The following is a 22383-nucleotide window of genomic DNA, read 5'->3' as shown; positions in this document are numbered from 1 at the left end:
TGACTGCTGGGCTATTTTGATTAATTTAGCGACGGCATTGGTGAAAAACTGGCTTGATAGATACCCCTGCATGACCAAAGCTCAGTTTCCTCTGATTAATGATAGGCACTCTGGGACGAGCTAAAGGGTAGAAACATCGTCTAACCGCAAAAGCTTACGGTAAAAATTTTGCGGAAAGTCAATATTCTTACTCTCCTCGTATCCCGCAATTAGATCAATCAAATAGTCCATAAACTCTGAATTGAGCACAGTCATTTCATAACTCAAATCCGCCTGCCCATCGAATTGCATCCGGCAGCGAGTCAGTTCCGAGGGTAAACGGGACACAAACCAAGTGGCCACAAAGGAAAGATTTTCCCCCCCCTCAATGCGCCGGGCCCCTTCCACTTGCCCCAATTGGTAAAGAGCAAGGGCCAACGGCAACAACTTTTGTTTATTTTTATCCGGGTAGTAAGGTTGGTAAACGATTACCTCCCTTTTATCGGCGGGCTGGAGCTGGCTAATGGCAGTGCTAGACATGGGCAAAATGGCAAAACTAAGGACAGGGTGGACTTCTCTGTGCTCCCATGGAAAAACCGTGGCATAACCCAGTTTCCTAGGGCGGTTCCGGTTGTTACAGCAATGGCCAAATCAAATTAGACTCACTCAAGTTTGAGGCGTGGAAAAAATTTCCCGCAAGCAACTTTACCCAATGTCGGAACAAGAAGACTGTTTGTGCCGCCCCTGGGACTGTGGACGCTCCCCCTCCAAGCCAATCGGCAGGGACGGAGATTCCTGTCTCTACTCCTCTTAACTGGGTTTAGACTCCTGATGGGTTAACCCTAAGTCAGACCGAATCCACAGGCATTTTGTTTTTGCTTCCACTATCCGCCCGACAGCAGAAGGTTCTCGAACTTGGTTGTAGGATATAGTTTACCCTAAACCTTTCCGTGAATTGCTCTGGGCATTGTTGACGTGTCGGGGAGTGCTTTGGTTCTGTGACAAGTAGCGAAATTTCACTTATCTCCGGGAAAACAGACAATTTCCCTGGCCACCAATACCATGGCCCCAGGCAATCCCTGGAGCGGGGACGCTGGGTGAAATTAATTTGTGGAGCTAGCTATCAGGATTTAACTGCCATTCGAAATTTAGTCTTGGTCTACACGTTGGCAGGGGTAGACTGTATTGACTTGGCAGCGGATCCGGCGGTGGTGCGGGTGGCCCAGGAAGGCATCAAAGTTGCTTTATCTTTAGCCAATTCCTCTCACTATGAAGTTGAAACATTTGACTATTCGATCCAACCCCCTTGGTTGATGGTGAGCCTCAATGATGGGGAAGATCCCCATTTTCGCAAAGCCCAGTTTGATCCCCAAAAGTGTCCTCCGGATTGTCCCCGACCCTGTGCTCAGGTTTGTCCAGCTTGGGCGATCACCAGTGATGCTGATGAAGTTGTCCCCACAGGAGTGTGGGCGGAAAAATGTTACGGTTGTGGCCGCTGTTTACCCATCTGTCCCCAGGGAATTATTACTACTTATTCTCATCAAGCAACGGTGACTAGTCTGGTCCCTTGGTTGGAGTTGGGACAAATCGCTGCCCTGGAAATCCATACCCAGGTGGGACATGAAGAACGGTTTCAGCAACTCTGGCGTAGTCTGGCTCCGGTATTGACTCAACTCCAGGCGATCGCCATTAGTTGCCCCTACCATGCCGAGGCGGTGGAGTATCTGCAAACCATCTCTGGCTGGCTGGGGCCATTAGCAATGCCGACAATTTGGCAAACCGATGGCAGGCCCATGAGTGGGGACATTGGCCGGGGTACTACCCATCTTTGTCTCCACTACGCTGATCAGGTGCTGCAATCTTCCCTATCGGGGTTTGTGCAGTTGGCCGGGGGCACCAATTGCCACACTATCACCAAGTTAAGCTCCCAAGACTTTTCTGTTCACCAATCAAAACGAATGGTTAATGGCGTTGCTTTTGGCAGTTGCGCTCGCACCCTCATTGCCCCGGTGTTGCAGGCGGCAGAAGCTAGACAGCAGAATCCCCTTGCCCCACTCCATTTGGAAGATTATCCCGATTTACTCCAGCAGGCGATCGCCTTGGCCCAGTCTTTGGTGCAACCCTGGAAGGAACGTCGGACATTTTCGGAGAATGTCTCCAACAATATTGACAATAATTTGCAGTAATCTGTATAGTGATTTCACAGTGTTCTCTTCTCAAGGATTCAGTAGGGGGTGGCTCGGCGATCGAGTGCTCCCTGTTTTTTTGGCGGCAAAACCTTAAACTGATTAGTTGGATTGCTCCGTGTCCGTTGTTAACTTTTTGCCCTAACCAGACCAAGAAACCATGACTGTTTCCCCTTCCTACGACGCAATAGTAATCGGCTCCGGCATTGGGGGATTGGTCACCGCCACCCAGTTGGTATCCAAGGGTTTGAAAGTATTGGTACTAGAGCGTTACCTCATCCCCGGCGGCAGTGCTGGTTATTTTGAGCGGGAAGGTTATCGCTTTGATGTGGGGGCCTCAATGATTTTTGGTTTCGGCGATCGGGGTACTACTAACTTATTAACCAGGGCCTTAGCCGCTGTGGGACAGGCATTGGAAACTCTCCCCGACCCAGTGCAAATTCATTACCATTTGCCGGGGGGGCTAGACCCCAAAGTTCATCGGGAGTACGAAGCTTTTTTACAGGAGTTAATCGCCAAATTTCCTCAGGAAGCCCAGGGTATCCGCCGCTTCTATGATGAATGTTGGCAAGTATTTAACTGCCTCAACACCATGGAATTGCTCTCCCTGGAGGAACCCCGTTACCTGATGCGGGTATTTTTTCAGCATCCGGGGGCATGTCTGGGTTTAGTGAAATATTTACCCCAAAATGTGGGGGACATTGCCCGCCGCCATATCCAAGACCCGGATTTACTGAAATTTATCGATATGGAATGCTATTGCTGGTCCGTAGTGCCGGCGGACTTAACCCCCATGATCAATGCCGGCATGGTCTTTTCCGATCGCCATTACGGGGGCATTAACTATCCCAAGGGGGGCGTGGGACAAATTGCCGAAAGTCTAGTAGCTGGGCTAGAAAAATTCGGTGGCAAAATTCGTTACGGAGCCAGGGTAACCAAAATTATTCAGGAAAATAACCAGGCGATCGGGGTGGAACTGGCCAACGGTGAAAAAATTTATGGCCGGCGCATCGTCTCCAATGCTACCCGCTGGGATACCTTCGGGGCGTTAACGGGAGATCAGCCCCTACCTGGGAAGGAAAAACGGTGGCGCAGAAATTATCAACAGTCCCCCAGTTTCCTCAGCTTGCATCTGGGGGTAGAAGCGGATCTATTACCAGAAGGAACAGAATGTCACCACATTTTGCTGGAGGACTGGGATGATTTAGAAAAGGAACAGGGCACCATTTTTGTCTCCATTCCCACCCTCCTCGACCCCAGCTTGGCTCCCGACGGTTACCACATCATCCACACCTTCACCCCCAGTTGGCTCGAATCCTGGCAAAATCTTTCCCCCCAGGAATACGAAGCCAAAAAAGAAGCCGATTCTGGTAAATTAATCGACCGCCTGGAAGCCATTTTTCCCGGACTTGATCGGGCACTGGATTATATGGAAATCGGCACCCCCCGTAGTCACCGCCGCTTTTTAGGGCGACAAAATGGCACCTATGGCCCCATCCCCCGCCGTCGCTTACCGGGTTTACTGCCCATGCCTTTCAACCGCACCGCCATACCGGGCCTATATTGCGTTGGCGATAGTACTTTTCCAGGCCAGGGTTTGAACGCCGTCGCTTTTTCTGGTTTTGCCTGTGCCCATCGCCTAGCGGTAGATTTGGGGGTACGGTGATGACCGCCAACATTCTCTGGCACAATGGGGCCAAGCAATGAGCTGCAACGATCGCCAACTGCATGGGTAAAAAACCAAAATCTTCCTTTAACGTCAACCAGGATGACATCCCGGAAGTAATTCGGGACAATCCAGCGGGGTCGCCCCAGTCCCAACCCTTGTCCCCCATACCGCTGAAATTAATCGCGGCCGGCTTGGGGATAATTATTCTGGCTTTATTGACGTTGTTGGCCCTGTGGCCCAGGCCCGAGCCCGCACCGGAAGTGGTGACAGAACCAAGTCCCACCCCCACGGCAACCCCCATTGATAACCTGTTGGGGCACTTGCCCTATGAAGAGGCTCCCCTGGGGGAGTTGAAAAATATTACCCCCGACGGCCGTTTAAAGTTACGCCAGGCCGCCGCTGACCAATTTTTGCTTATGCAACGGGATGCCAAGGCCCAGGGCATTTCCCTTGTCCCCATTTCCGCCTTTCGCACTGTGACCGAGCAGGAACAACTTTTTTTTGACATCAAACAACAGCGCAATCAAGAGGCTCGACAGCGGGCCGAAGTCAGTGCCCCCCCCGGTTACAGCGAACATCACACCGGCTATGCGGTGGATATTGGCGATGGCAGTGCCCAGGCTACTCATTTAAGTGCAAGTTTTGCCCAAACGAAAGCCTTTAATTGGCTCCAAAATAATGCGGCCAAATACAGTTTTGAATTGTCTTTTCCCCCGGATAATCCCCAGGGCATTGCCTACGAACCCTGGCATTGGCGTTACGTCGGCGATCGCCAAAGTTTAGAACTGTTCTACAAAGCAAGAAACTTACCGCAAAAAAACGAGAATAATCCTTAAACCTGAACTAAATCAACAGATACTTTTTAGACCCTGCTCCAGTCTGGCAATGGCAACGCTAGCCGTGGCCTGCCGCAGAGCACCATAGGCAATACGGAGATAGCAACCCGAATCCACGCCAAAGGTGGAACCTGGTAGCACCGCCACCTTAAATTCATCAATTAACCTTTTCACTAGCTCTAAATCCGTCAAGGGGCTATTAACTTCCAGCAAACAGTAAAAAGCCCCCTGGGGCACCACTAAACGACAATAGTCAGACAATTGACCTAGGGTTTCTAATAGTTGCTGGCGACAGGCAGCCATCTCCGGTAAAAATTGGGCTGAATAATTCTTGCCCACCCGTAAGCAAGCAAGGGCGGCATATTGGGAAACCACCACCGGGCAGATCAGATTGGTATCCTGAATTTTTTTGACCGCTAGCAATAGTTCCAGGGGAATGACCATATAGCCGACCCGCCAACCGGCCATGCCATAGGCCTTCGAAAAGCTGTAGAGGGAAATGGTATGGCCTCCACTATCCCCCATGGCCTCAGGGGAGAAAATCGGAGTCTGGTCGTAGGCAAAATAATCGTAGGCCTCGTCGTGGATGTGGTAGATACCCCGCTCCTGGCACAGTTGGTTCACCGCCCGCAAATCTGCCTCTGGATAAATGGCCCCGGTGGGATTATTAGGCGAAATGGTCACCACCGCCCTAGTCCGGGGGGCGATCGCCTGGGCAATGAGGTCCAGTTGGAGTTGATATTGATCATCAGTGGGCACCAACACCGGCTGACACCCCGCAATTCTGACCGCCATTTCATGGTTGAAGTAGTACGGCGTATTGAGAATGATTTCATCTCCCACCTCCGTAATGGCTAGCACTGCATTTAAAAAACCCATATTGGCCCCAGCCGTTACTACCACAGCTTGGTCGGAAGACAGGTTAATATCGTTATCCCGTCGCAACTTTTCCGTTAAAGCAGAAATTAGGCTTGGTATGCCCGCCACTGGCTGATACTGATGCAGAGGAGTTTGCTCCAGACTTTCCCGCACCGCCACGGCCACCTCGTTAGGGGGAGGATAAAAAGCCACCCCTTGGCCCAGGGAAATCGTACCGGGGGAATCGACAATCCACTGTCCAACCACGGGAATAACCGGAGACTGAACCAAATCCATACGGCTAAAGGCTGTTTCCATTACCATTGTGAATCTGAACCTGTGAATTTAAGGTAACGCTTCAACTCTCCACTCCACCATCTGGAAACACCATGGCTGCCCATATAGCCCTTATCGCCCACGACAACAAAAAAGACGCTCTGGTTAATTTTGTCCAACAGCATAAATCCCTTTTCTCTCGCTATGACCTCATCGCCACCGGTCAAACAGGGGAATTAGTGAGGAACAAAACCGGCTTGGCCGTGGATACTGTTTTTTCTGGCCCCCTGGGGGGGGACACCCAAATTGCCACCCAAATCATCGATGGGACCATTGCTGCCGTCATTTTTTTGATTGACCCTCTCTATGCTCAACCCCACGAGCCGGACATCCGGACCCTGTTAAGGCTTTGTGAAGTGTACAACGTTCCCCTAGCTATTAATTTAGCCACCGCCAAAGCAGTGATTAAACTATTGGGTAAAACTAAAACTGGCCATCTAATTTTTAATCCCGTGGCAGGCCAGGGCAATGTGGAGCGGGAGCTAGATTTAATCAAAGAGCATTTACAGTCGGAAATTAATCTCAAAATTACTTTCACCAGTGCCGAAGTCAACGTCACCGACCAAGCCAAGGAAATTGTTAAGCGAATCAAGCAGGCCAACGAACAATCGGACGGGGAAGGAGATAGCTTTATCATTGCCTCCGGCGGTGATGGCACCGTATCCGGCGTAGCGGCGGCCCTCGTCAACACCGGCATTCCCTTGGGCATTATCCCCCGGGGTACCGCCAATGCTTTTTCCGTTGCCCTGGGCATTCCCACCCAAATCCCTGGAGCCTGCCAAACCATCAACCGGGGCATCACCAAAGTGGTGGATACGGCCCTGTGTAACGACATTCCCATGCTCCTGTTGGCCGGGGTCGGCTTTGAGGCGGAAATGGTGGAAAAAGCAGACCGGGAACTGAAAAATAATCTGGGGGTGATGGCCTACATTTTTGCTGGCATTCAACAGGCCAGGGAACAGGAGTTGTTTGAAGCCCACATCGAAATTGACTCAGAAACCACCACCATGGAAGCTAGCGCCATTACGATCGCCAATGCGGCCCCTCCCACTTCTGTGTTTGCCCAGGGAGCAGGGCAGGTATCCTTCACCGATGGGTTGCTCGACATCACCGTGGCCAGTAGTCAAACGGCATTACAGGGTCTGCAGGTAGTAACTAACCTGTTCACTTCTGCCCTGTCGAAAAATCCCAGCGATAATGAAAACGTGCTGCATCTCTATGGAGAAAGCATTAAAGTGACCACCAGTCCCCCGCAAAAAATTGTCGTTGACGGTGAAATCATTGGTACTACTCCAGTGGAGGTTAAATGCCTGCCCAAAAGCTTAAACATCTTTGCTCCAGTGGAAAACAGTTGAGCTTAGCGGTGCTGATGCTCTCCCTGGGCATAGTCCAGTACCAAGCAACCCTGGCATAATGAGCCATGGCTGGGGTCAAATCCGCCCAATCAACTTACCGCAATTTCTATGTCGGCGGTCTAGTCTAGGTCTGGATGTTATCCGTTGTGGTCCTTCTCCAGCAATCCCCTGAACTGCCTTGGATTCAGTGGGCCTAGCTCGATTTTTTTGTTATTTATCAGTCCATCATTCTAATGACCTTAACCAGTGTGCCCGCCCCTGTTTCCCTTTTTCCTGAACTTGAGCTTCCCCCCCTTCCCTATCACAGACCCCTACTGATGATTGGCCATGGCACTAGGGACGAAGACGGTCGCCAAACATTTTTAGATTTTGTGGCCCAGTACCAAGCATTAGACCATTCCCGCCCGGTGATCCCCTGTTTTTTGGAGTTGACGGAACCCAATATCCAGGCCGGGGTGCAGCAATGTGTAGACCAGGGCTTTGAGGAAATTTCCGCTCTGCCCATTTTGCTCTTTGCGGCCCGCCATAACAAATTCGATGTCACCAATGAGTTAGACCGCAGTCGCCAAGCCCATCCCCAGATCAATTTTTTCTACGGTCGTCATTTTGGCATTACCCCAGCCATTCTTGATTTGTGGAAAGCACGGTTGAATCAATTGGATAGTCCCGAAGCCAATCCCCAGGGCATTGACCGCCAAGATACGGTGCTGTTGTTTGTGGGTCGGGGTTCCAGTGATCCCGATGCCAACGGTGATGTGTATAAAATGGCCCGCATGCTCTGGGAAGGCAGTGGCTACCAAACTGTAGAAACCTGTTTCATTGGCATTAGCCATCCCCGCTTAGAAGAAGGGTTCCGTCGGGCGAGGTTATATCAACCCAAGCGGATTATTGTTTTGCCCTACTTTTTGTTTATGGGTGCCTTGGTGAAGAAAATTTTCACCATCACTGAGGAGCAACGGGCCACTTTTCCCGAGATTGAAATTCAATCCCTGTCGGAAATGGGCATTCAACCGGAGTTATTGGCGTTGGTGCGGGAACGGGAAATTGAAACCCAATTGGGACAGGTGGCGATGAATTGTGAGGCCTGTAAGTTTCGCCTCGCTTTTAAAAATCAGGGCCATGGTCATGATCACGGCCACGGACATCACCATCATGGTCACGACCACGGCCACAGTCACGGGGAATGGGTCGATACTTACATCGAGCCCACGGCCTACCACGAAAAAATTTGGCAGGCTCCCTAGACAAGTTGATCAACCAACGGGAAAAAAAGTTAATCTCCACCTGGTGACTAGACTAAATTAAGCTTCGTCACCGCCCATAATACGGGGGACTCGAAAAAAGTCTCCCTCCGGTTCCGGGGCGTTATCTAGCAGAGCTTGGCGGGTGGTGGCCGCATTGTCTCCGTCCCAACTGATTTGGCGATCGCCCCGGACAATGTTGCTCAACTCGATCGCCCTGGTGGTGGGTTCCACTCCTTCGGTGGGCAGTTCGTTCAATTGGTCAAAGTAGTCCAAAATGCTGCTCAACTGGGAAGCAAATTGACTTTCTTCCTCCGGGGTAATTTCCAAACGGGCCAGGTGGGCAATTTTTTGAACTTGGCTTTGATCCAACATGGGTTAACTCTAATTCTTTAAGTTCAGTTTAAAGGCGCTAATCTTGCCAGGAAAAATTAGCCATTCAAAGGAATTTTAAATACCCAATCTTGATATTTGGGTTCCCGGTTTTCCGTCACCGCTGTCAACACGGAGCGTAACTTTTCTGTAATCGGGCGATCGCCGCCCAGGGTAAAGTTCTCAATCCTTTTAACCGGGGTGATTTTGGCCGCAGTACCACTCAAAAATACCTCGTCGGCAATCATCAATTCCGATTTATCGATGGGGCGTTGGCAGGTGGGAATGCCCAAATCCGCTGCAATGGTGAGAATACTATCCCTAGTAATCCCTTCGAGGATGTCCTGCTCATTGCCGGGGGTAACAATTTGCCCATTCCGTACCATGAAAACATTCATGCCGGTGGCTTCACAGACCTTACCTTGGGAATTCATCAAAATAGCCTCATCAAAGCCCGATTCCACCGCTTCCGTTTTAGCCAAAGCAGAGGTAATGTAGGCGGCGCTGATTTTGCCCCTTAGGGGAAAACTCCGGTCTTCTTGGCGATACCAGGAACTGATACGGCAGCTAACTCCGTCGGCGGCGAGGTAATCCCCCATTTCCAAGCCATAAACCAGGAAATCCTTCTCCAGATTGTGCAAACGGGGGGCAATGCCCAAACCGGAACTGTACACCAATGGACGGATGTAAAAGGATTTATCGGGCTGATTTTTCTTAACAAAATCAACAATAACTTCCTTGATTTTTTCTGCACTGATGTCGTAGTGCAAAAACTTGGCACTCTTACTCAGGCGATCGCCATGGCGGTCCAGACGGAATAGTAGAATGGTGCCCGGATCTTCCGGGTCGGGAATACCCCGCAAACCCCCAAAGGCCGCCGTCCCATAGTGGAGGGCATGGGTAGCAACGGAAATTTTGGCATCCTCAAACGGGACAAACTTATCTTCAAAGTAGGCGATCGGCAAAAACTTGTGCATCAGAAAATCAAAAAAAAGACTTGTACTCCCTACTCCCTGGACTTAACCCCGGTCATCCAAAGGGGAATAGTGTGCTACCCGTGTTTTCCAGGGCATTAGGATTCACCTAGCCAGCCCGCCAGATTTTGAAGTTGGCTGTCCGAGGGGTCGGCTATGGGCACCACTTCATAACGGTTTGCTTGGGGAGATGCCAACACCACATCCACCGTTCGCAAAAGATCCTGATGAAACACCGTTAACTGAATCATATCATTGGCTTGGTAGTCTTTCAGCCGCAGGGAAAGCTGTTCGGCCCCAACCCGTACACCATTGATGGCCAGTAACAAGTCCTGGGGGCTAATGCCAGCCATGGCGGCGGGGGAATGGGCCGCCACAAAGGTAATTTTTTCCTGGCCGGCCTCGGATTTAACCTTAATGCCCAAATAGGGAGTTAAATCTTCCTGCATGGGCTTAATAACCAAGCCAAAGGGTTGCAAATAATCATTGAGGGGAAGTTCCGCCGTGGTGTGGAGATAGGTATGGAAAAATTCAGTTAAGTCCGTGTCCGCCACCCTGGAAATTACTGCCTGCAATTGTTCCGGGGTAAAACCAATTTCTTCCCGCCCAAATTCTTGCCACATTGCTCGCAAAACATCATCAAAGGAACGCTGGTTTTGGTGTCGTTCCCGAATCAGTAAATCCAGCATTAATGTTACCAATTCCCCCTTGAGGTAATAGGACATTTGGCTATTATCACTGTTGGCATCCCGACGATAGAGTTTGATCCAAGCGTCAAAACTAGATTCCGCCAAAGGTTGCACCAAGCGCCCTAGGGTCTTTAGGTAACGGGTAATCTCCTTGCCCAAATTTTTTAAATAGGTCTGGCGATCGTAAATTTCTGCCCTGAGGGGAATGAGCAGGTCATAGTAACTGGTGGTGCCTTCGGAAAACCAGAGGGAAGGGGTGTAATTTTCCTGGTCGTAGTCAAATTTCTCCAAAGCGATGGGACGAATACGCTTAATATTCCAAAGATGGAAAAATTCGTGGGCCACCAGTTGCAAAAACCGTTGGTATTTTTCCGGATCTCGAAAGCCAAAGCGGTCATAGTTCAGCACACAGGAATCTTTATGCTCTAAGCCGCCATAGCCCTGGTTAGAAGTGTGGAGAATGAACCAGTAATGGTCGTAGGGTAAATTCCCAAATAGTCCTGCTTCAACGGCGATGATTTTTTCCGTATCTCTAACTAACTGTTCCCCATTCAAATTACTTTCACCCCAAACCACAAAGTGGTGCTCCTTACCCTGGGTTTCAAAGGCGTAATCCCGATGAATCCCCACTTCCACCGGGCTATCTACCAACGTGTCAAAGTCCTGGGCATAGAAAGTTTTGGCTCCCGTAGTTGAATCCGTTGCCTTACAGGGCAGGGCCGTGGCGATCGCCCAAGCCGGTTCGGGAGGAACAACGGTCAAGGCTAGAGGCCTGTGGGTATGTCCTGGCAAGTAGAAAAACAATGCTGCCCCGGTGAAGAAACCATGACTATAATCCAAATGATTGGTTCTTACGGTTAGTTCATCGGCATAAATGCGATAGGAAATGGCAATATTTTCTTCCTCTCCACAGGCAATGGCCCAATGGGCCTTACCCAACTTTTGGTGCTCTAAATATTCGCCGTTGCTGAGACCTTGAGCTTGGAAGTCCTGCAAATGGCGCTCATATTCCCTTACCAGATAGGACCCTGGTGTCCAGACGGGAAATTTCAGTTCTAGTACAGAAGCAGTGAAGCCTTGAATATGCAAATCCACGGTGAAGTAGTGGGTCTGGGGCGTTGGCATCGCCACTTGGTAGTGCAGATGGGGGAGAGTAGGGAGCATGGTGGCTGGAGAAGTTTGCCTTAGTAACTGTCTCCTTTTTGTACCGCATTTACACCGTTGATGGCAGGGATCAATCCTGGTAATCCTATTTAATCTTGTGCGATAATGGTTAATACAAAAGCTTTTGCCAAAGTCCCCTCGGTGAGGTCGATGAAGTTTTCTTGCGTACTTTGGCGACCCATACCCCTTTCAGGGCAAGCTATAGATATGCCCCCCTCCTGCTGTTGACCTGCCTCTTCCTTTGATTAAATGACAGCTCCCACCCCCTCCTCCCACTCAGTTCCAATTCAGGAATTTACTGCCTCCAGGCAGGCCAGTTTCTTTGATGGACTGAAGCAACCCCGTTTTAGCGGCCAACTAATCCTCTCCAGTGCAACGGGGGAGAAATGGTCTTTTTATCTCTACATGGGTCGGATCATGTATGCCACCGGGGGGATTCACTCCGTCCGCCGTTGGCGCCGACAAATTGCTTCCTATCTGCCCCCCATTGCCGCCAACCTGGCCTCGGTGCAAACCGATTTGGCCAGCATTGATCCCCAAGATTTACAAATTTGCTGGGAATATCAACTGCTCTGCCACTGGGTAGCTCAGCAGAAAGTTACCAGGGAGCAGGCCGCTCGGCTGATTCGGGCCACGGTGGTGGAAGTACTGTTTGACATTACCCAATCCATGGAAGTGGCCTGTGATCTACGCCAGGATAATTTGCTTTCCACTAGGCTGGTGCTGATTGACGCGGATCAGATGATTGCGGAATCCCAGCAGTTATGGAGCAAATGGCAGGGGGCCAAGATTGCAGACCGCTCCCCCAATGCGGCCCCTATCATTCGTCAGGCGGAACAGTTACAGCAACGCACCACTCCCCAGGTATACCAAACCCTCAAACAGTTGCTGGATGGTAATCAGTCCCTTCGGGACTTGTCGGTGCGGATGAAGCGAGATGTGCTGAGTGTGACCACTTCTTTGTTGCCCTATCTACAGTTGGGGTTGGTGGAATTGATTAAAATTCCCGATTTGCCCCCGCCCATTGCGCCCCCAGTGAGGGGCGTGGTGGCTCAGCCTGATGTGCCCAGTGGTCCCCTGATCGCCTGTGTGGATGACAGTCCTTTGATCTGCCAAACCATGGAAAAAATTCTTACTACAGCCAATTATCGGTTTGTAGGAATCAATGATCCCCTACGGGCGATCGCCATTCTTCTGGCCCGGAAGCCGGATTTGATTTTCCTCGATTTGGTCATGCCCAACGCCAATGGCTACGAAATTTGTGGGCAATTGCGTAAATTGTCCATCTTCAAAAGTACTCCCATTGTCATCCTCACCGGCAATGATGGCATTGTTGACCGAGTGCGGGCCAAAATGGTCGGCTCCACAGATTTTTTAAGTAAGCCCGTCAACCCGGACATGGTTTTGCAGACTATTAAAAAACATCTCCATGACCAGGCATCGCTGCCAGCGGAATAACTTGACCCAAGGAGGCCCCGGAAAATTGTGGAGTCTCCCTTGATTCCAGGCCAATACTTTTGCGGTTTGGTTTAGGATCTATAACTGTTTACTATTTACCGTTCACTTTTCGACTAATTAAGCACTGAGGCAACATTATGGGCAGCGCACTTGTTATTGACGATTCCTCTACAGAACGTTCAATTATCAGTGATTTTTGTCAGAAACTAGGCATTAACGTCACCACCGCCATCAGTGGAGAAGAAGCCCTGGAAAAACTTTCCCAGGCAGTGCCGGACGTAATTATCTTAGATATTGTGCTGCCGGGGCGCAGTGGTTTTGAAATTTGTCGAGAATTGAAAGACAAAGACCGGACTAAAAGTATTCCAATAATCCTCTGTTCCACTAAGGCCACGGATATGGATAAATTTTGGGGCAAACGCCAAGGGGCGGACGCCTATATTACTAAACCCATTGACCAAGAGGAGTTCAACACGGTAATCAAGCAATTTATCTGAACTTTATATCCCCCATGCTTTCTTTCCGGTTAATTTTTTCCGGCTAACCAATGCCCGAGCCGATGGACGAATTAGCTGTTACTAAAGCTGATTGATTTTTCCGGTCCCCCCTGGGACGGTTTTTAGGAGCAACTGTTTTGCCAGCCAACACCTTTTCCTCTGATACCATGCTGGGTGATATCCAAGTCCCCCGCCAGCAGTTTTTGCAATTTACCCTCGAACCAGACACCAACTTAATTTTGCCTCTGTTTCAGTTAACGGAGATTCTGACGGTGCCCCTGGGACAAATCACCCCCATTCCCCACATGCCTTCCTGGACCATGGGGGTTCATAATTGGCGGGGAGACGTGCTCTGGGTGATTGATTTTGGCGCTTTTTTAGGGCTAACCTCTTGGCACCTCCAATCTGGTTCCCGTACCAACTATCGGGTTATCATTTTAAATGGAGGCGTCCCCTTCGACCTTGATCCCAGCCAACGAAGGCGATCGCCGGGTCAACGCAACCAGATGTTGGGACTGGTGGTCACAGAGGTAAAGGACATTACCTGGTGTGAAACGGATCAAATTCAATCTCCCCCTGCCGCCAGCATTGGTTCAGACCTTGCGCCCTACGTGCGGGGATTTTGGGTCAGCCCTCCAGGGGTAATGTATGTGGTATTGGATGCCCAAGCTATTGTGGGTCGTCTGATGACTACTCCCCGGGCTGCCTCCAGTTAACTTTTATTGATTTTTATTGAATTTATTAAACTAATCAACCTATCAGTTTGCTAATTATTGGCTAAATTTTCTACACTTTTGACTGGAATTCTCGCTCCATCGGCAAGCTAACTAGGACTGGAGCAACTACGGTTTTCTTCTTAGTGCTTGTGTTTCTCGCCTTGACTTTAGGGTAGACCTCCACCCAAGGGCCATTACCGTGCTTGAGGTACTGATGTCCACCCTGCCCTACCCATGTTGCCTAACTGGTAAGTTTTAACCATGACCCAAAATCCTTCCTCCGATCGCCGTCCTGACACTGCCCAATCCGTCGCCAATGGCGAGACCCTTGATGGCGCTCTTTTTACTGGGTTGACGGACACGGCCGCTGCCCAGGACGAATCGTCGGAAACCAGCGCTTCTTTTGCCACCATCGATGGAGAGGATAAAAGTGAGGTAGGGGATGCCCTGGATTGGTTTAGCGATGGCAAGGAAACTGACATCAACGGGGATGAGGCAGACCGTGGAATCCAGGCAGATACACAAGCAAAAACATTGGTTTCCCTGGAAAATTTGACCGAGGAACCGGAGATAGATGGGGCTGAGTTCATGGCAGAGGCTTTTATAGCAGAAAATACCGCCGTGGAGGATGTTTCCCCTAACCCCAACCCCGCCATTGACACCGATGCCCTGGCCGCACTGACCCAATCGGCCGTAGAGTTGACCCCGCCGCCCCCGATCAATTTGCCCAAGGTGGAGTTACCCCCCATGCAACCCCTGGCTCCCCTCATGGCGATCGCCGACCCGGATAATTTGAGTCCGATGTCTACCTCAATCCAGGCACCTACCCAAAGTGGAGGACTTTCCCTCCGCAATAAAGCTGTGTTGATAGCCCTGTTAATTGGTTTGATCCCCGCTGGGGTGATTGGAGGGCTCAATCTCAGCAGTGTGGACAGGCTTCCAGTGCCCCAAACGGAACAACAGGTCAAGGACTCCACCACTAAGCAAATCCGTGACCAAATTCTGATTGGGCTTTTGGTGACCGCGGTGGGGGCTGCCTTCGTTGCCTACTGGATGGTGGGGGAAAATACCAAAGCTCAAACCGCCCTGGCCTTGAAAGCTAAGCATTCCCACCGGAACCTCGACCAACCTCTAGCCGTGGCCGGTGATGAACTGGCGATCGCCGACCAAACCATTGATGCTCTCAGTGCCCAGGTGGAGAAATTGCGCCACCAGCAGGATTTATCCCTTAAACAAGCAGAACTGCTGACCGAACTATCCCGGGCCAACCTTTCCGACATTGACGAAATTCAAGGCGTAATTCAGAAGAACCTCGACCAAGCCAGAGCTTTGTTTGGTTGTGAGCGACTAGTGTTTTACTACCATCCCCGCTATCAGCCTGAAGCCATGGTAGTGCAAGCTTTGGACTTAACCACTCAAGGTTTAATTGACAGCAAAGATCCCCATCCCTGGGGCCAGGAAGATATGCCTTCCCAGATCGTTGCCATCAATGACACCAGCGGTGCCAGTATCAGTAACCCCCATCGCCAATGGTTAGAGCAACATCAAGTCAAAGCGAGCTTGACCGTACCTCTACACCGGGATAACTACCCCCTCGGCCTGCTCATGGCCCACCATTGCCAACGTCCCCACCAGTGGGAAATGAGGGAAAGACAGTTTCTTCAGCAGTTGACCGAAGAACTACAAACCACCCTGGACCGGGCCAACCTGATCCAGGAAAGAAATGAAAGCGCCCAGCAAGCCCAAATCCTTAAAGAATTGACTCTGAAAATTTCCGCTGCCATCAACAGCGAGCAGGTTTTTGACATCGCCGCCCAAGAAATTCGTCTGGCGCTCAAAGCAGACCGGGTCATTGTCTATCGGTTCGATGCCACCTGGGCCGGCACAGTAATTGTGGAATCGGTAGCAGAAGGATATCCCAAAGCCTTGGGGGCCACCATTGCCGACCCCTGCTTTGCTGATAGTTATGTAGAAAAATACCGTTCTGGACGTATCCAAGCCACCCGAGATATTTACAACGCCGGCCTGACCCCCTGCCACATTGGCCAGCTCAAACCCTTTGAAGTCAAAGCCAACCTTGTCGCCCCCATCAACTACAAAGGCAATCTGCTGGGACTACTCATCGCCCACCAGTGCTCCGGGCCGAGGGACTGGCACCAGAATGAAATTGATTTATTTGGCCAATTGACTGTGCAGGTGGGACTAGCTTTAGAACGCTCCGACCTCTTAGCCCAACAGAAAATCGCCGAAGTAGAACAACGACAAATGCGTGAAAAAATGCAAAAGCGGGCCTTGGAACTGCTGATGGAGGTAGACCCTGTCAGTCGAGGGGACTTGACCATCCGAGCCCACGTGACCGAGGACGAAATTGGCACGATCGCCGACTCCTACAACGCAACTATTGAAAGTCTGCGGCGCATTGTAACCCAAGTACAAACCGCTGCTAGTCAATTTACTGAGACCACCGACACCAACGAAGTGGCAGTGCGGCAACTAGCCCAGCAAGCCAATCGCCAGGCCTTGGATGTGGCAGAGGCCCTGGAGCGGCTTCAGGCCATGAACAAGTCCATTCAAGCAGTGGCAGAAAATGCTGCCCAAGCAGAATCAGCAGTACAACGGGCGACCCAAACGGTGGACCAAGGGGAAGATGCCATGAACCGCACCGTGGATGGCATTGTCGCAATTCGGGAAACGGTGGCCGCCACCGCCAAACAGGTGAAGCGATTGGGGGAATCATCCCAAAAGATCTCCAAAGTGGTGAACCTAATTGGCAGCTTTGCTGACCAAACCAACCTCCTAGCCCTAAATGCTGCCATTGAAGCCGCCCATGCTGGTGAAGAAGGACGGGGATTTGCGGTGGTAGCCGATGAAGTACGTTCCCTGGCACGGCAATCAGCGGAAGCAACGGCAGAAATTGCCCAATTGGTGGCGACAATTCAGGCGGAAACGAATGAAGTAGTGAATGCCATGGAAGCGGGCACCGAACAGGTAGTGGTGGGAACCAAATTGGTAGAAGAAACCAGGCGGAGCTTGAACCAAATTACGGCGGTGAGTGCCCAGATTAGTGGCTTGGTGGAAGCGATCACCTCTGCGGCCATTGAGCAGTCCCAAACCAGTGAATCGGTGACCCAGACCATGGCTCTGGTGGCCCAGATTGCGGATAAAAACTCCAGTGAAGCGAGTGGGGTATCTGCCACCTTTAAGGAACTGTTGGCAGTGGCCCAGTCATTGCAAGAGGCGGTTAAACAGTTCAAAGTGCAGTGATCTGACCAAATGTATAACTAAACCCATAACCGACATTCAATCAATATGTCCACCATTGCAAGCGAATACCAACCCCCCAAGGACCAGACGGCCATGCTGTCTGGGCAAATTAGCCAGGGACAAGCGGAGAGTCTGCAAACCATGCGTAGTGTGAGGGCTACCATGGCCACCACGGGGGAACAACTGGAAAAGTTGGATAGTTCCACCCAGGAAATTGCCAAAGCAATTAATTTGATTCGACAATTTGCGGCCCAGACCCATCTGTTGGCCCTGAAGGCGTCCATTGAAGCGGCCCGGGCTGGGGAGGAGGGCCGGGGCTTTTCGGTAATTGCAGACGAAGTGCGGAGTTTAGCGGCCCAATCGGCGGAAGCAACGGCGGCCATGGAGGCTTTAATTGTGACGATCCAGTCCCAGGCGAGGGAATTGACCGGCAGTATCAGGGAAAGCAACCAGCAACTGAATGGCCATCACCAACAATTGGAAACAAACCAGCAATATTGGCACCAACTAGCTGAAACCCTCCTATCTAACCCTTAATTTCCCCTTTGCCCCCATGCTCAACTCCGACATTCGTGACCACGCCTACCAGTTTTTCATTGAAGAAGCACCGGAATTGCTCAGTGTGATTGAAATGGGGCTGTTGGAGTTGCGGGGAGAGAGGACACCAGCCCAGATCCATGGCATTATGCGGGCGGCCCATTCCATTAAGGGCGGGGCGGCCAGTGTGCAACTACCGGCCATTGAAGAATTAGCTCACCGGCTGGAGGACATTTTCAAGGCGCTCTATAGCGATGCGGTGGTGGTGGATGACAGGTTGGAAGGAATGCTCTTGGAAGGGTTCGATTATCTTAAACAAGCCCTCACCACCCAGATTGAAACGGGGCAGTTGGAGCATACTGAAGTTTTGGTGCAGGGGTTGCCGGTGATTGCGGCCATTGAGGAGCAGTTGGGGGAACATCTGGCGGCGGGGGAACAGTTTCTGCCCAGCTCTGCTGACTTGGGGGTGGACATTGTGGCATCCCTGTTTGAGGTGGACGTTGCCCAAGGGTTGGCAGAGATTGGCGAGGCGTTGGCTGGGGATGACGAAGAAAGGTTGCGGGGAACCCTGGCGGCCCAGACGGAAATTTTTGCCGGGCTGGCGGAGATTCTCAATTTGCCTGGATTTAAGGAAATTACAGATCTGGTGGCGCAGGGCTTGGATAATCCTGGGTTATCTGTCGGGGAATTAGCATTAGTGGCGGTGGAAAATTGGCAACATAGCTGTGGCCAGGTGCTGGAAAAAGGCGATCGCCAACGGGGAGGAGAACCGAGTGAAGCGCTGTTGGCATTGGTGCGGGGGCAAGGGGAACGGGATTTAGCCGCCATAGCGGGGTTGGAGGAAGTGTTTGGCGGTGGGGAAGTGGGGGAAGAATTTTGGGGTATGGACTTTCCGGAGCTGGGGGACATTCCTACGGCCATTAGCACAGCGGAGGAAAATGTCTTTGCGGCATGGGAGGAAACACCGACGGAGATGACATTCCAGCCAGGGGAAGGGGACATTCCCGCTAGCGATCGCCAGCCCAGCCTGGGGCCAGAACGGGTGAATCTAGAAGAACCGGCCTATCGATTTTTCATTGAAGAAGCGCCAACACTGCTACAAGAAATCGAAACGGGGTTGTTGACCATTGGTCAAGACCGCTCAGCGGCGGTGGTCCATGGCATTATGCGGGCGGCCCATTCCCTCAAGGGGGGAGCGGCCAGTGTGGGGTTGGAAACAATTAAACATATTGCCCACCGACTAGAGGACATTTTCAAGGCGCTCTATAGCGAAGAGGTAGTCCTAGACCAAACGATGGAAACCCTGTTATTGCAAGGGTTTGACTGTCTGCGGAACCCCTTGGAGCAACAAATCGACCAGGGGTACTATGATCCAGAAACGGCCTGGCAGAGCGCCCAGGGGCCGATCCTAAATCTAGAGCAACGGTTGGGAGTCCATCTGGCAGCGGGGGAACAGTTTCTACCCAGCTCTGCTGATTTGGGGGTAGATGTGGTGGCGTCCATATTCGAGGTGGACATTGCCGGGGGCATGGCGGCGGTGACAGAAGCTCGGCAACGGGGCCCGGAAGCCCTGCGGGAAGCCCTGACCAGTCAAACGGAAATTTTCCTGGGGCTAGCGGAAATTTTGAATTTGCCAGGGTTCCAGGGGATTTGTGCGGCGGTGCATCAGGCCCTGGAAGCCAACCCAGAACAAGTCTCTACTATTGCTAATCAGGCTTTGGCAGACTGGCAAGTTGCTACTCAGCAAGTGTTGGAAAATGGCGATCGCCAACGGGGAGGGGAAGCAAGTACCGAACTTTTGGCCCTGGGTCAAAGGCTTGCTGCTCCGGCAGAATCCCGGCCCCAACCAACTTCGGCTCCGGCTCGAGTCCTGGGGGATCTATTTTTTGGTGATGACGAAGATGAGCTAGAGGAAGAACCTTCTCCCCCCACTACACCAATGACTGGGTCATGGCAATCTCAGCCCGAGCAGCAAGTGTCCCCAATCCTAGAACAAACCACCGTAGAGGCTGAAACGGTGGAATCGCCTCCTTCCCTGGAGGATGTTTTTGGCGGGTTGACCGCCGATGAACTGGGGAAAGAATCCCTTTCTCCCGTGGCTGAGGTGGATTTTGTCGATGCTTCCCTAGAAACGTTATCTCTGGTGCAGGCGGTAGAGGAAGCCTTTGATTCCTTGCCCCCCTTAGCAACGACCCCAGCGACCATTCCCCAGGCTGAAGTAGAGGCAGTGGCAGCTCCGGCTCCTCCCGTGGAACGCACCCATGAACGGCGGGCCATGCCCAGGGAGCAAAATCCAGCTAATCTTTCCATCCGGGTGGATTTTCAACGGTTGGAGCGGATGAATAATTGGGTGGGGGAATTGGCCATTAATCGCAATAGCCTGTCTTTACAAAATCAGCAATTGCAAACGGCTGTGGGAGCCCTGGGGCAACGTTTTGGCACCTTCCAGACCATGGCGCTGAAACTGAGGCAGTTGGCGGACCAGTTGGCAATCCGGCCGGAGGGGGAAGCGATGTTGCGGGCCCAGCCAAGGTCCCAGGGATGGCTAGAGCATAACTTCGATGCCCTGGAAATGGATTCCTATGGCACCCTATCGGCCCAGTTGCAGGAAATTTTGGAAGAAATGATGCAGTTGGAGGAGGCCGTGGATGATGTGGTGCTATTTTCCAGGGCGGCCAATCAAACAGTGGATGCCCAAAAGCAGATGCTATTTTCCCTGCGGGATGAGCTGATGTGGGCCCGGATGTTGCCCCTGGGGGAAATTTTGCAACGTTTTCCCCGGCTGCTCAGGGATATGGCTAGTAAGTTTAATAAGCCGGTGCAGATTAAGCTCCATGGCACGGGGGTGTTGGTGGATCGTTTGGCGTTGGAAAAACTGTATGACCCCTTGCTCCATCTACTCCGTAATGCATTTGACCATGGTATTGAGGATGAGGGGACCCGGTTGGCCATGGGGAAACCGGCCATGGGGACCATTGAGGTCCATGCCTATCACCAAGGCAATCAGACCATCATTGAAATGCGGGATGATGGAGGCGGGCTGAACCGGGAAAAGATTCTGCGGCGGGCGGTGGAACGGGGTCTGGTTACTGAGGAGCAGGGGCAACGGTTAACAACGGAGCAGATTGATAATTTGATTTTTGAGCCCAACTTTTCTACGGCGGACCAGGTGAGCGAGCTGTCGGGCCGGGGTGTGGGGCTGGATGTGGTGCGGCAACAGTTGCAGGCGCTGAAGGGAACCATTGTGGTGTCTTCTCGCCCTGGGCGGGGGACGGTGTTTTCCTTGCGGTTACCCCTGACCCTCACCATTGCTAAGTTGCTGGTGTGTTTGGTGGGGCAAAACCAGGGGGCTCCAACGGCGATCGCCATTCCTTCTGATAGTGTCGCGGAGTTGATGGTACCGACGGCGACACAGATCAAAACCAGTGGGGGACAACGCTTTCTCCATTGGCAAGAGTTGACTATCCCGATTTATTCCTTGACCCAATTACTGCCCTATCACTGTCCTTTGTCGGAGCAACAAACTAGTAAGTTGTTGACCACGGTACCCCAACCAGATAATTGGCATTTACCCCTGGTGCTACTGCGGCTCGGTCAGCAATATTACGCTCTGGAAGTGAACCGTTTGGTGACGGAACAGGAATTGGTAATTAAACCCTTTTCGTCTCTGCTACCGGCCCCTTCCTACCTTTATGGGGCTACTATCCTGGCAGATGGCACCCTGATCCCGGTGGTGAATGGGGCGTTGCTGTTGGAATGGCACTGGCAAAAGGGAACAGACAATTTGGCCATGGCCGATGGAGGGGTGGAACCTCTTCCCACTCCAGGGCGGAGGGCCAAAACGATTTTGGTGGTGGATGATTCGGCGGCCCTACGGCGTACCCTGGCTTTCACCCTGGAAAGGTCTGGTTACCGGGTGATGCAGGCTAAGGATGGGCAGGAGGCCCTGAAGACACTGGCCCAAGCCGGGGAGGTGGATTTGATTATTTGTGATGTGGAAATGCCTAACCTTAATGGCTTTGAGTTCCTTGGGCAACGGCGACGCAATCCAGATCTACTCAAAATTCCCGTGGCCATGCTCACTTCCCGGGGCAGTGAAAAACACCGACAGTTAGCCAAGACCTTGGGGGCCAACGCCTATTTCACCAAGCCCTATATTGAGCAACAGTTCCTCGGAGCAGTGCAAGAGCTTCTGGCCACTGGCCTGTTATCGGTCAGCAGTTAATTAACAGTTATCATTTTCCTTTTTCCC

Annotated in this window: 16 protein-coding genes; 11 read left to right on the top strand and 5 right to left on the bottom strand. The window is 51.7% G+C overall.

All coding sequences use genetic code 11. The annotated features are described in order from the left end of the window. Window positions 1-120: 120 nt before the first annotated feature. Complete coding sequence (gene ebsA, locus H6G46_RS09475) at window positions 121-519, bottom strand: type IV pilus biogenesis protein EbsA (RefSeq protein ID WP_010874024.1); 399 nt, start codon at window positions 517-519, stop codon at window positions 121-123. 458 nt (window positions 520-977) lie between these two features. Between ebsA and H6G46_RS09470 the strand changes: the two genes are divergently transcribed. From H6G46_RS09470 to H6G46_RS09460, 3 genes are all read left to right on the top strand, one after another. Beyond that, window positions 978-2165 (top strand): LdpA C-terminal domain-containing domain, encoded by a 1188-nt coding sequence (locus H6G46_RS09470; protein WP_010874023.1) that lies wholly within the window; start codon window positions 978-980, stop codon window positions 2163-2165. A gap of 160 nt (window positions 2166-2325) precedes the next feature. Then, on the top strand, window positions 2326-3831 hold the full coding sequence (crtH, locus tag H6G46_RS09465; protein ID WP_010874022.1) for a carotenoid isomerase: 1506 nt from the start codon (window positions 2326-2328) through the stop codon (window positions 3829-3831). A gap of 62 nt (window positions 3832-3893) precedes the next feature. Further along, a complete protein-coding gene (locus tag H6G46_RS09460; protein ID WP_010874021.1) occupies window positions 3894-4670 on the top strand; it encodes a D-alanyl-D-alanine carboxypeptidase family protein in 777 nt (258 codons plus the stop codon). Window positions 4671-4682: 12 nt separating this feature from the next. Here H6G46_RS09460 and H6G46_RS09455 read toward each other — a convergent pair whose 3' ends face one another. Further along, entirely contained in the window at window positions 4683-5846 is a 1164-nt protein-coding gene (locus tag H6G46_RS09455) for a pyridoxal phosphate-dependent aminotransferase (RefSeq protein ID WP_228670064.1), read from the bottom strand. A 71-nt stretch (window positions 5847-5917) separates the two neighbouring features. Here H6G46_RS09455 and mgsA point away from each other — a divergent pair, with 71 nt between their 5' ends. Both mgsA and H6G46_RS09445 read left to right on the top strand, forming a co-directional pair. Next, window positions 5918-7219, top strand: coding sequence for a methylglyoxal synthase (gene mgsA / locus H6G46_RS09450; RefSeq protein ID WP_010874019.1), 1302 nt, complete (start codon window positions 5918-5920; stop codon window positions 7217-7219). Between the two features lie 233 nt (window positions 7220-7452). Next, window positions 7453-8463: a sirohydrochlorin chelatase gene (locus H6G46_RS09445; protein ID WP_010874018.1), complete on the top strand. Its 1011-nt coding sequence runs from the start codon at window positions 7453-7455 to the stop codon at window positions 8461-8463. A gap of 57 nt (window positions 8464-8520) precedes the next feature. Here H6G46_RS09445 and gatC read toward each other — a convergent pair whose 3' ends face one another. From gatC to H6G46_RS09430, 3 genes are all read right to left on the bottom strand, one after another. Continuing rightward, on the bottom strand, window positions 8521-8835 hold the full coding sequence (gatC, locus tag H6G46_RS09440; protein ID WP_010874017.1) for an Asp-tRNA(Asn)/Glu-tRNA(Gln) amidotransferase subunit GatC: 315 nt from the start codon (window positions 8833-8835) through the stop codon (window positions 8521-8523). 56 nt (window positions 8836-8891) lie between these two features. Then, complete coding sequence (locus H6G46_RS09435) at window positions 8892-9809, bottom strand: branched-chain amino acid transaminase (RefSeq protein WP_010874016.1); 918 nt, start codon at window positions 9807-9809, stop codon at window positions 8892-8894. A 95-nt stretch (window positions 9810-9904) separates the two neighbouring features. Then, window positions 9905-11659, bottom strand: a complete 1755-nt coding sequence (locus H6G46_RS09430) for a M61 family metallopeptidase (RefSeq protein ID WP_010874015.1) — start codon at window positions 11657-11659, stop codon at window positions 9905-9907. A 249-nt stretch (window positions 11660-11908) separates the two neighbouring features. On the opposite strand from H6G46_RS09430, the gene H6G46_RS09425 reads away from it, so the two are divergent. The 6 genes from H6G46_RS09425 (at window position 11909) to H6G46_RS09400 (ending at window position 22356) form a co-directional block, all read left to right on the top strand. Continuing rightward, complete coding sequence (locus tag H6G46_RS09425; RefSeq protein WP_010874014.1) at window positions 11909-13117, top strand: response regulator; 1209 nt, start codon at window positions 11909-11911, stop codon at window positions 13115-13117. Between the two features lie 137 nt (window positions 13118-13254). Beyond that, entirely contained in the window at window positions 13255-13614 is a 360-nt protein-coding gene (locus H6G46_RS09420; RefSeq protein ID WP_010874013.1) for a response regulator, read from the top strand. 137 nt (window positions 13615-13751) lie between these two features. After that, window positions 13752-14330: a chemotaxis protein CheW gene (locus tag H6G46_RS09415; protein ID WP_020861981.1), complete on the top strand. Its 579-nt coding sequence runs from the start codon at window positions 13752-13754 to the stop codon at window positions 14328-14330. A gap of 261 nt (window positions 14331-14591) precedes the next feature. Beyond that, on the top strand, window positions 14592-17594 hold the full coding sequence (locus H6G46_RS09410) for a methyl-accepting chemotaxis protein (protein WP_010874011.1): 3003 nt from the start codon (window positions 14592-14594) through the stop codon (window positions 17592-17594). A gap of 45 nt (window positions 17595-17639) precedes the next feature. Continuing rightward, window positions 17640-18131: a methyl-accepting chemotaxis protein gene (locus tag H6G46_RS09405; protein ID WP_010874010.1), complete on the top strand. Its 492-nt coding sequence runs from the start codon at window positions 17640-17642 to the stop codon at window positions 18129-18131. A 16-nt stretch (window positions 18132-18147) separates the two neighbouring features. After that, the gene (locus H6G46_RS09400) at window positions 18148-22356 is read left to right on the top strand and encodes an Hpt domain-containing protein (protein ID WP_010874009.1); all 4209 of its coding nucleotides are present in this window, start codon (window positions 18148-18150) and stop codon (window positions 22354-22356) included. Window positions 22357-22383: the final 27 nt, after the last annotated feature.

It is taken from the genome of Synechocystis sp. FACHB-908, assembly GCF_014698595.1.
Taxonomy (GTDB): domain Bacteria; phylum Cyanobacteriota; class Cyanobacteriia; order Cyanobacteriales; family Microcystaceae; genus Synechocystis.
The sequence above is the reverse complement of the archived record's forward strand: the minus strand, read 5'-3'. Positions and strand labels throughout refer to the sequence as shown.

Bases quoted from the DNA above. Each gene is read 5' to 3' on its own strand.
- ebsA (WP_010874024.1), bottom strand. From the start codon at position 519: ATGTCTAGCACTGCCATTAGCCAGCTCCAGCCCGCCGATAAAAGGGAG.
- H6G46_RS09435 (WP_010874016.1), bottom strand. From the start codon at position 9,809: ATGCACAAGTTTTTGCCGATCGCCTACTTTGAAGATAAGTTTGTCCCG.
- mgsA (WP_010874019.1), top strand. From the start codon at position 5,918: ATGGCTGCCCATATAGCCCTTATCGCCCACGACAACAAAAAAGACGCT.
- H6G46_RS09400 (WP_010874009.1), top strand. From the start codon at position 18,148: ATGCTCAACTCCGACATTCGTGACCACGCCTACCAGTTTTTCATTGAA.
- H6G46_RS09430 (WP_010874015.1), bottom strand. From the start codon at position 11,659: ATGCTCCCTACTCTCCCCCATCTGCACTACCAAGTGGCGATGCCAACG.
- crtH (WP_010874022.1), top strand. From the start codon at position 2,326: ATGACTGTTTCCCCTTCCTACGACGCAATAGTAATCGGCTCCGGCATT.
- H6G46_RS09410 (WP_010874011.1), top strand. From the start codon at position 14,592: ATGACCCAAAATCCTTCCTCCGATCGCCGTCCTGACACTGCCCAATCC.
- H6G46_RS09460 (WP_010874021.1), top strand. From the start codon at position 3,894: ATGGGTAAAAAACCAAAATCTTCCTTTAACGTCAACCAGGATGACATC.
- H6G46_RS09420 (WP_010874013.1), top strand. From the start codon at position 13,255: ATGGGCAGCGCACTTGTTATTGACGATTCCTCTACAGAACGTTCAATT.
- H6G46_RS09455 (WP_228670064.1), bottom strand. From the start codon at position 5,846: ATGGAAACAGCCTTTAGCCGTATGGATTTGGTTCAGTCTCCGGTTATT.
- gatC (WP_010874017.1), bottom strand. From the start codon at position 8,835: ATGTTGGATCAAAGCCAAGTTCAAAAAATTGCCCACCTGGCCCGTTTG.
- H6G46_RS09445 (WP_010874018.1), top strand. From the start codon at position 7,453: ATGACCTTAACCAGTGTGCCCGCCCCTGTTTCCCTTTTTCCTGAACTT.
- H6G46_RS09405 (WP_010874010.1), top strand. From the start codon at position 17,640: ATGTCCACCATTGCAAGCGAATACCAACCCCCCAAGGACCAGACGGCC.
- H6G46_RS09425 (WP_010874014.1), top strand. From the start codon at position 11,909: ATGACAGCTCCCACCCCCTCCTCCCACTCAGTTCCAATTCAGGAATTT.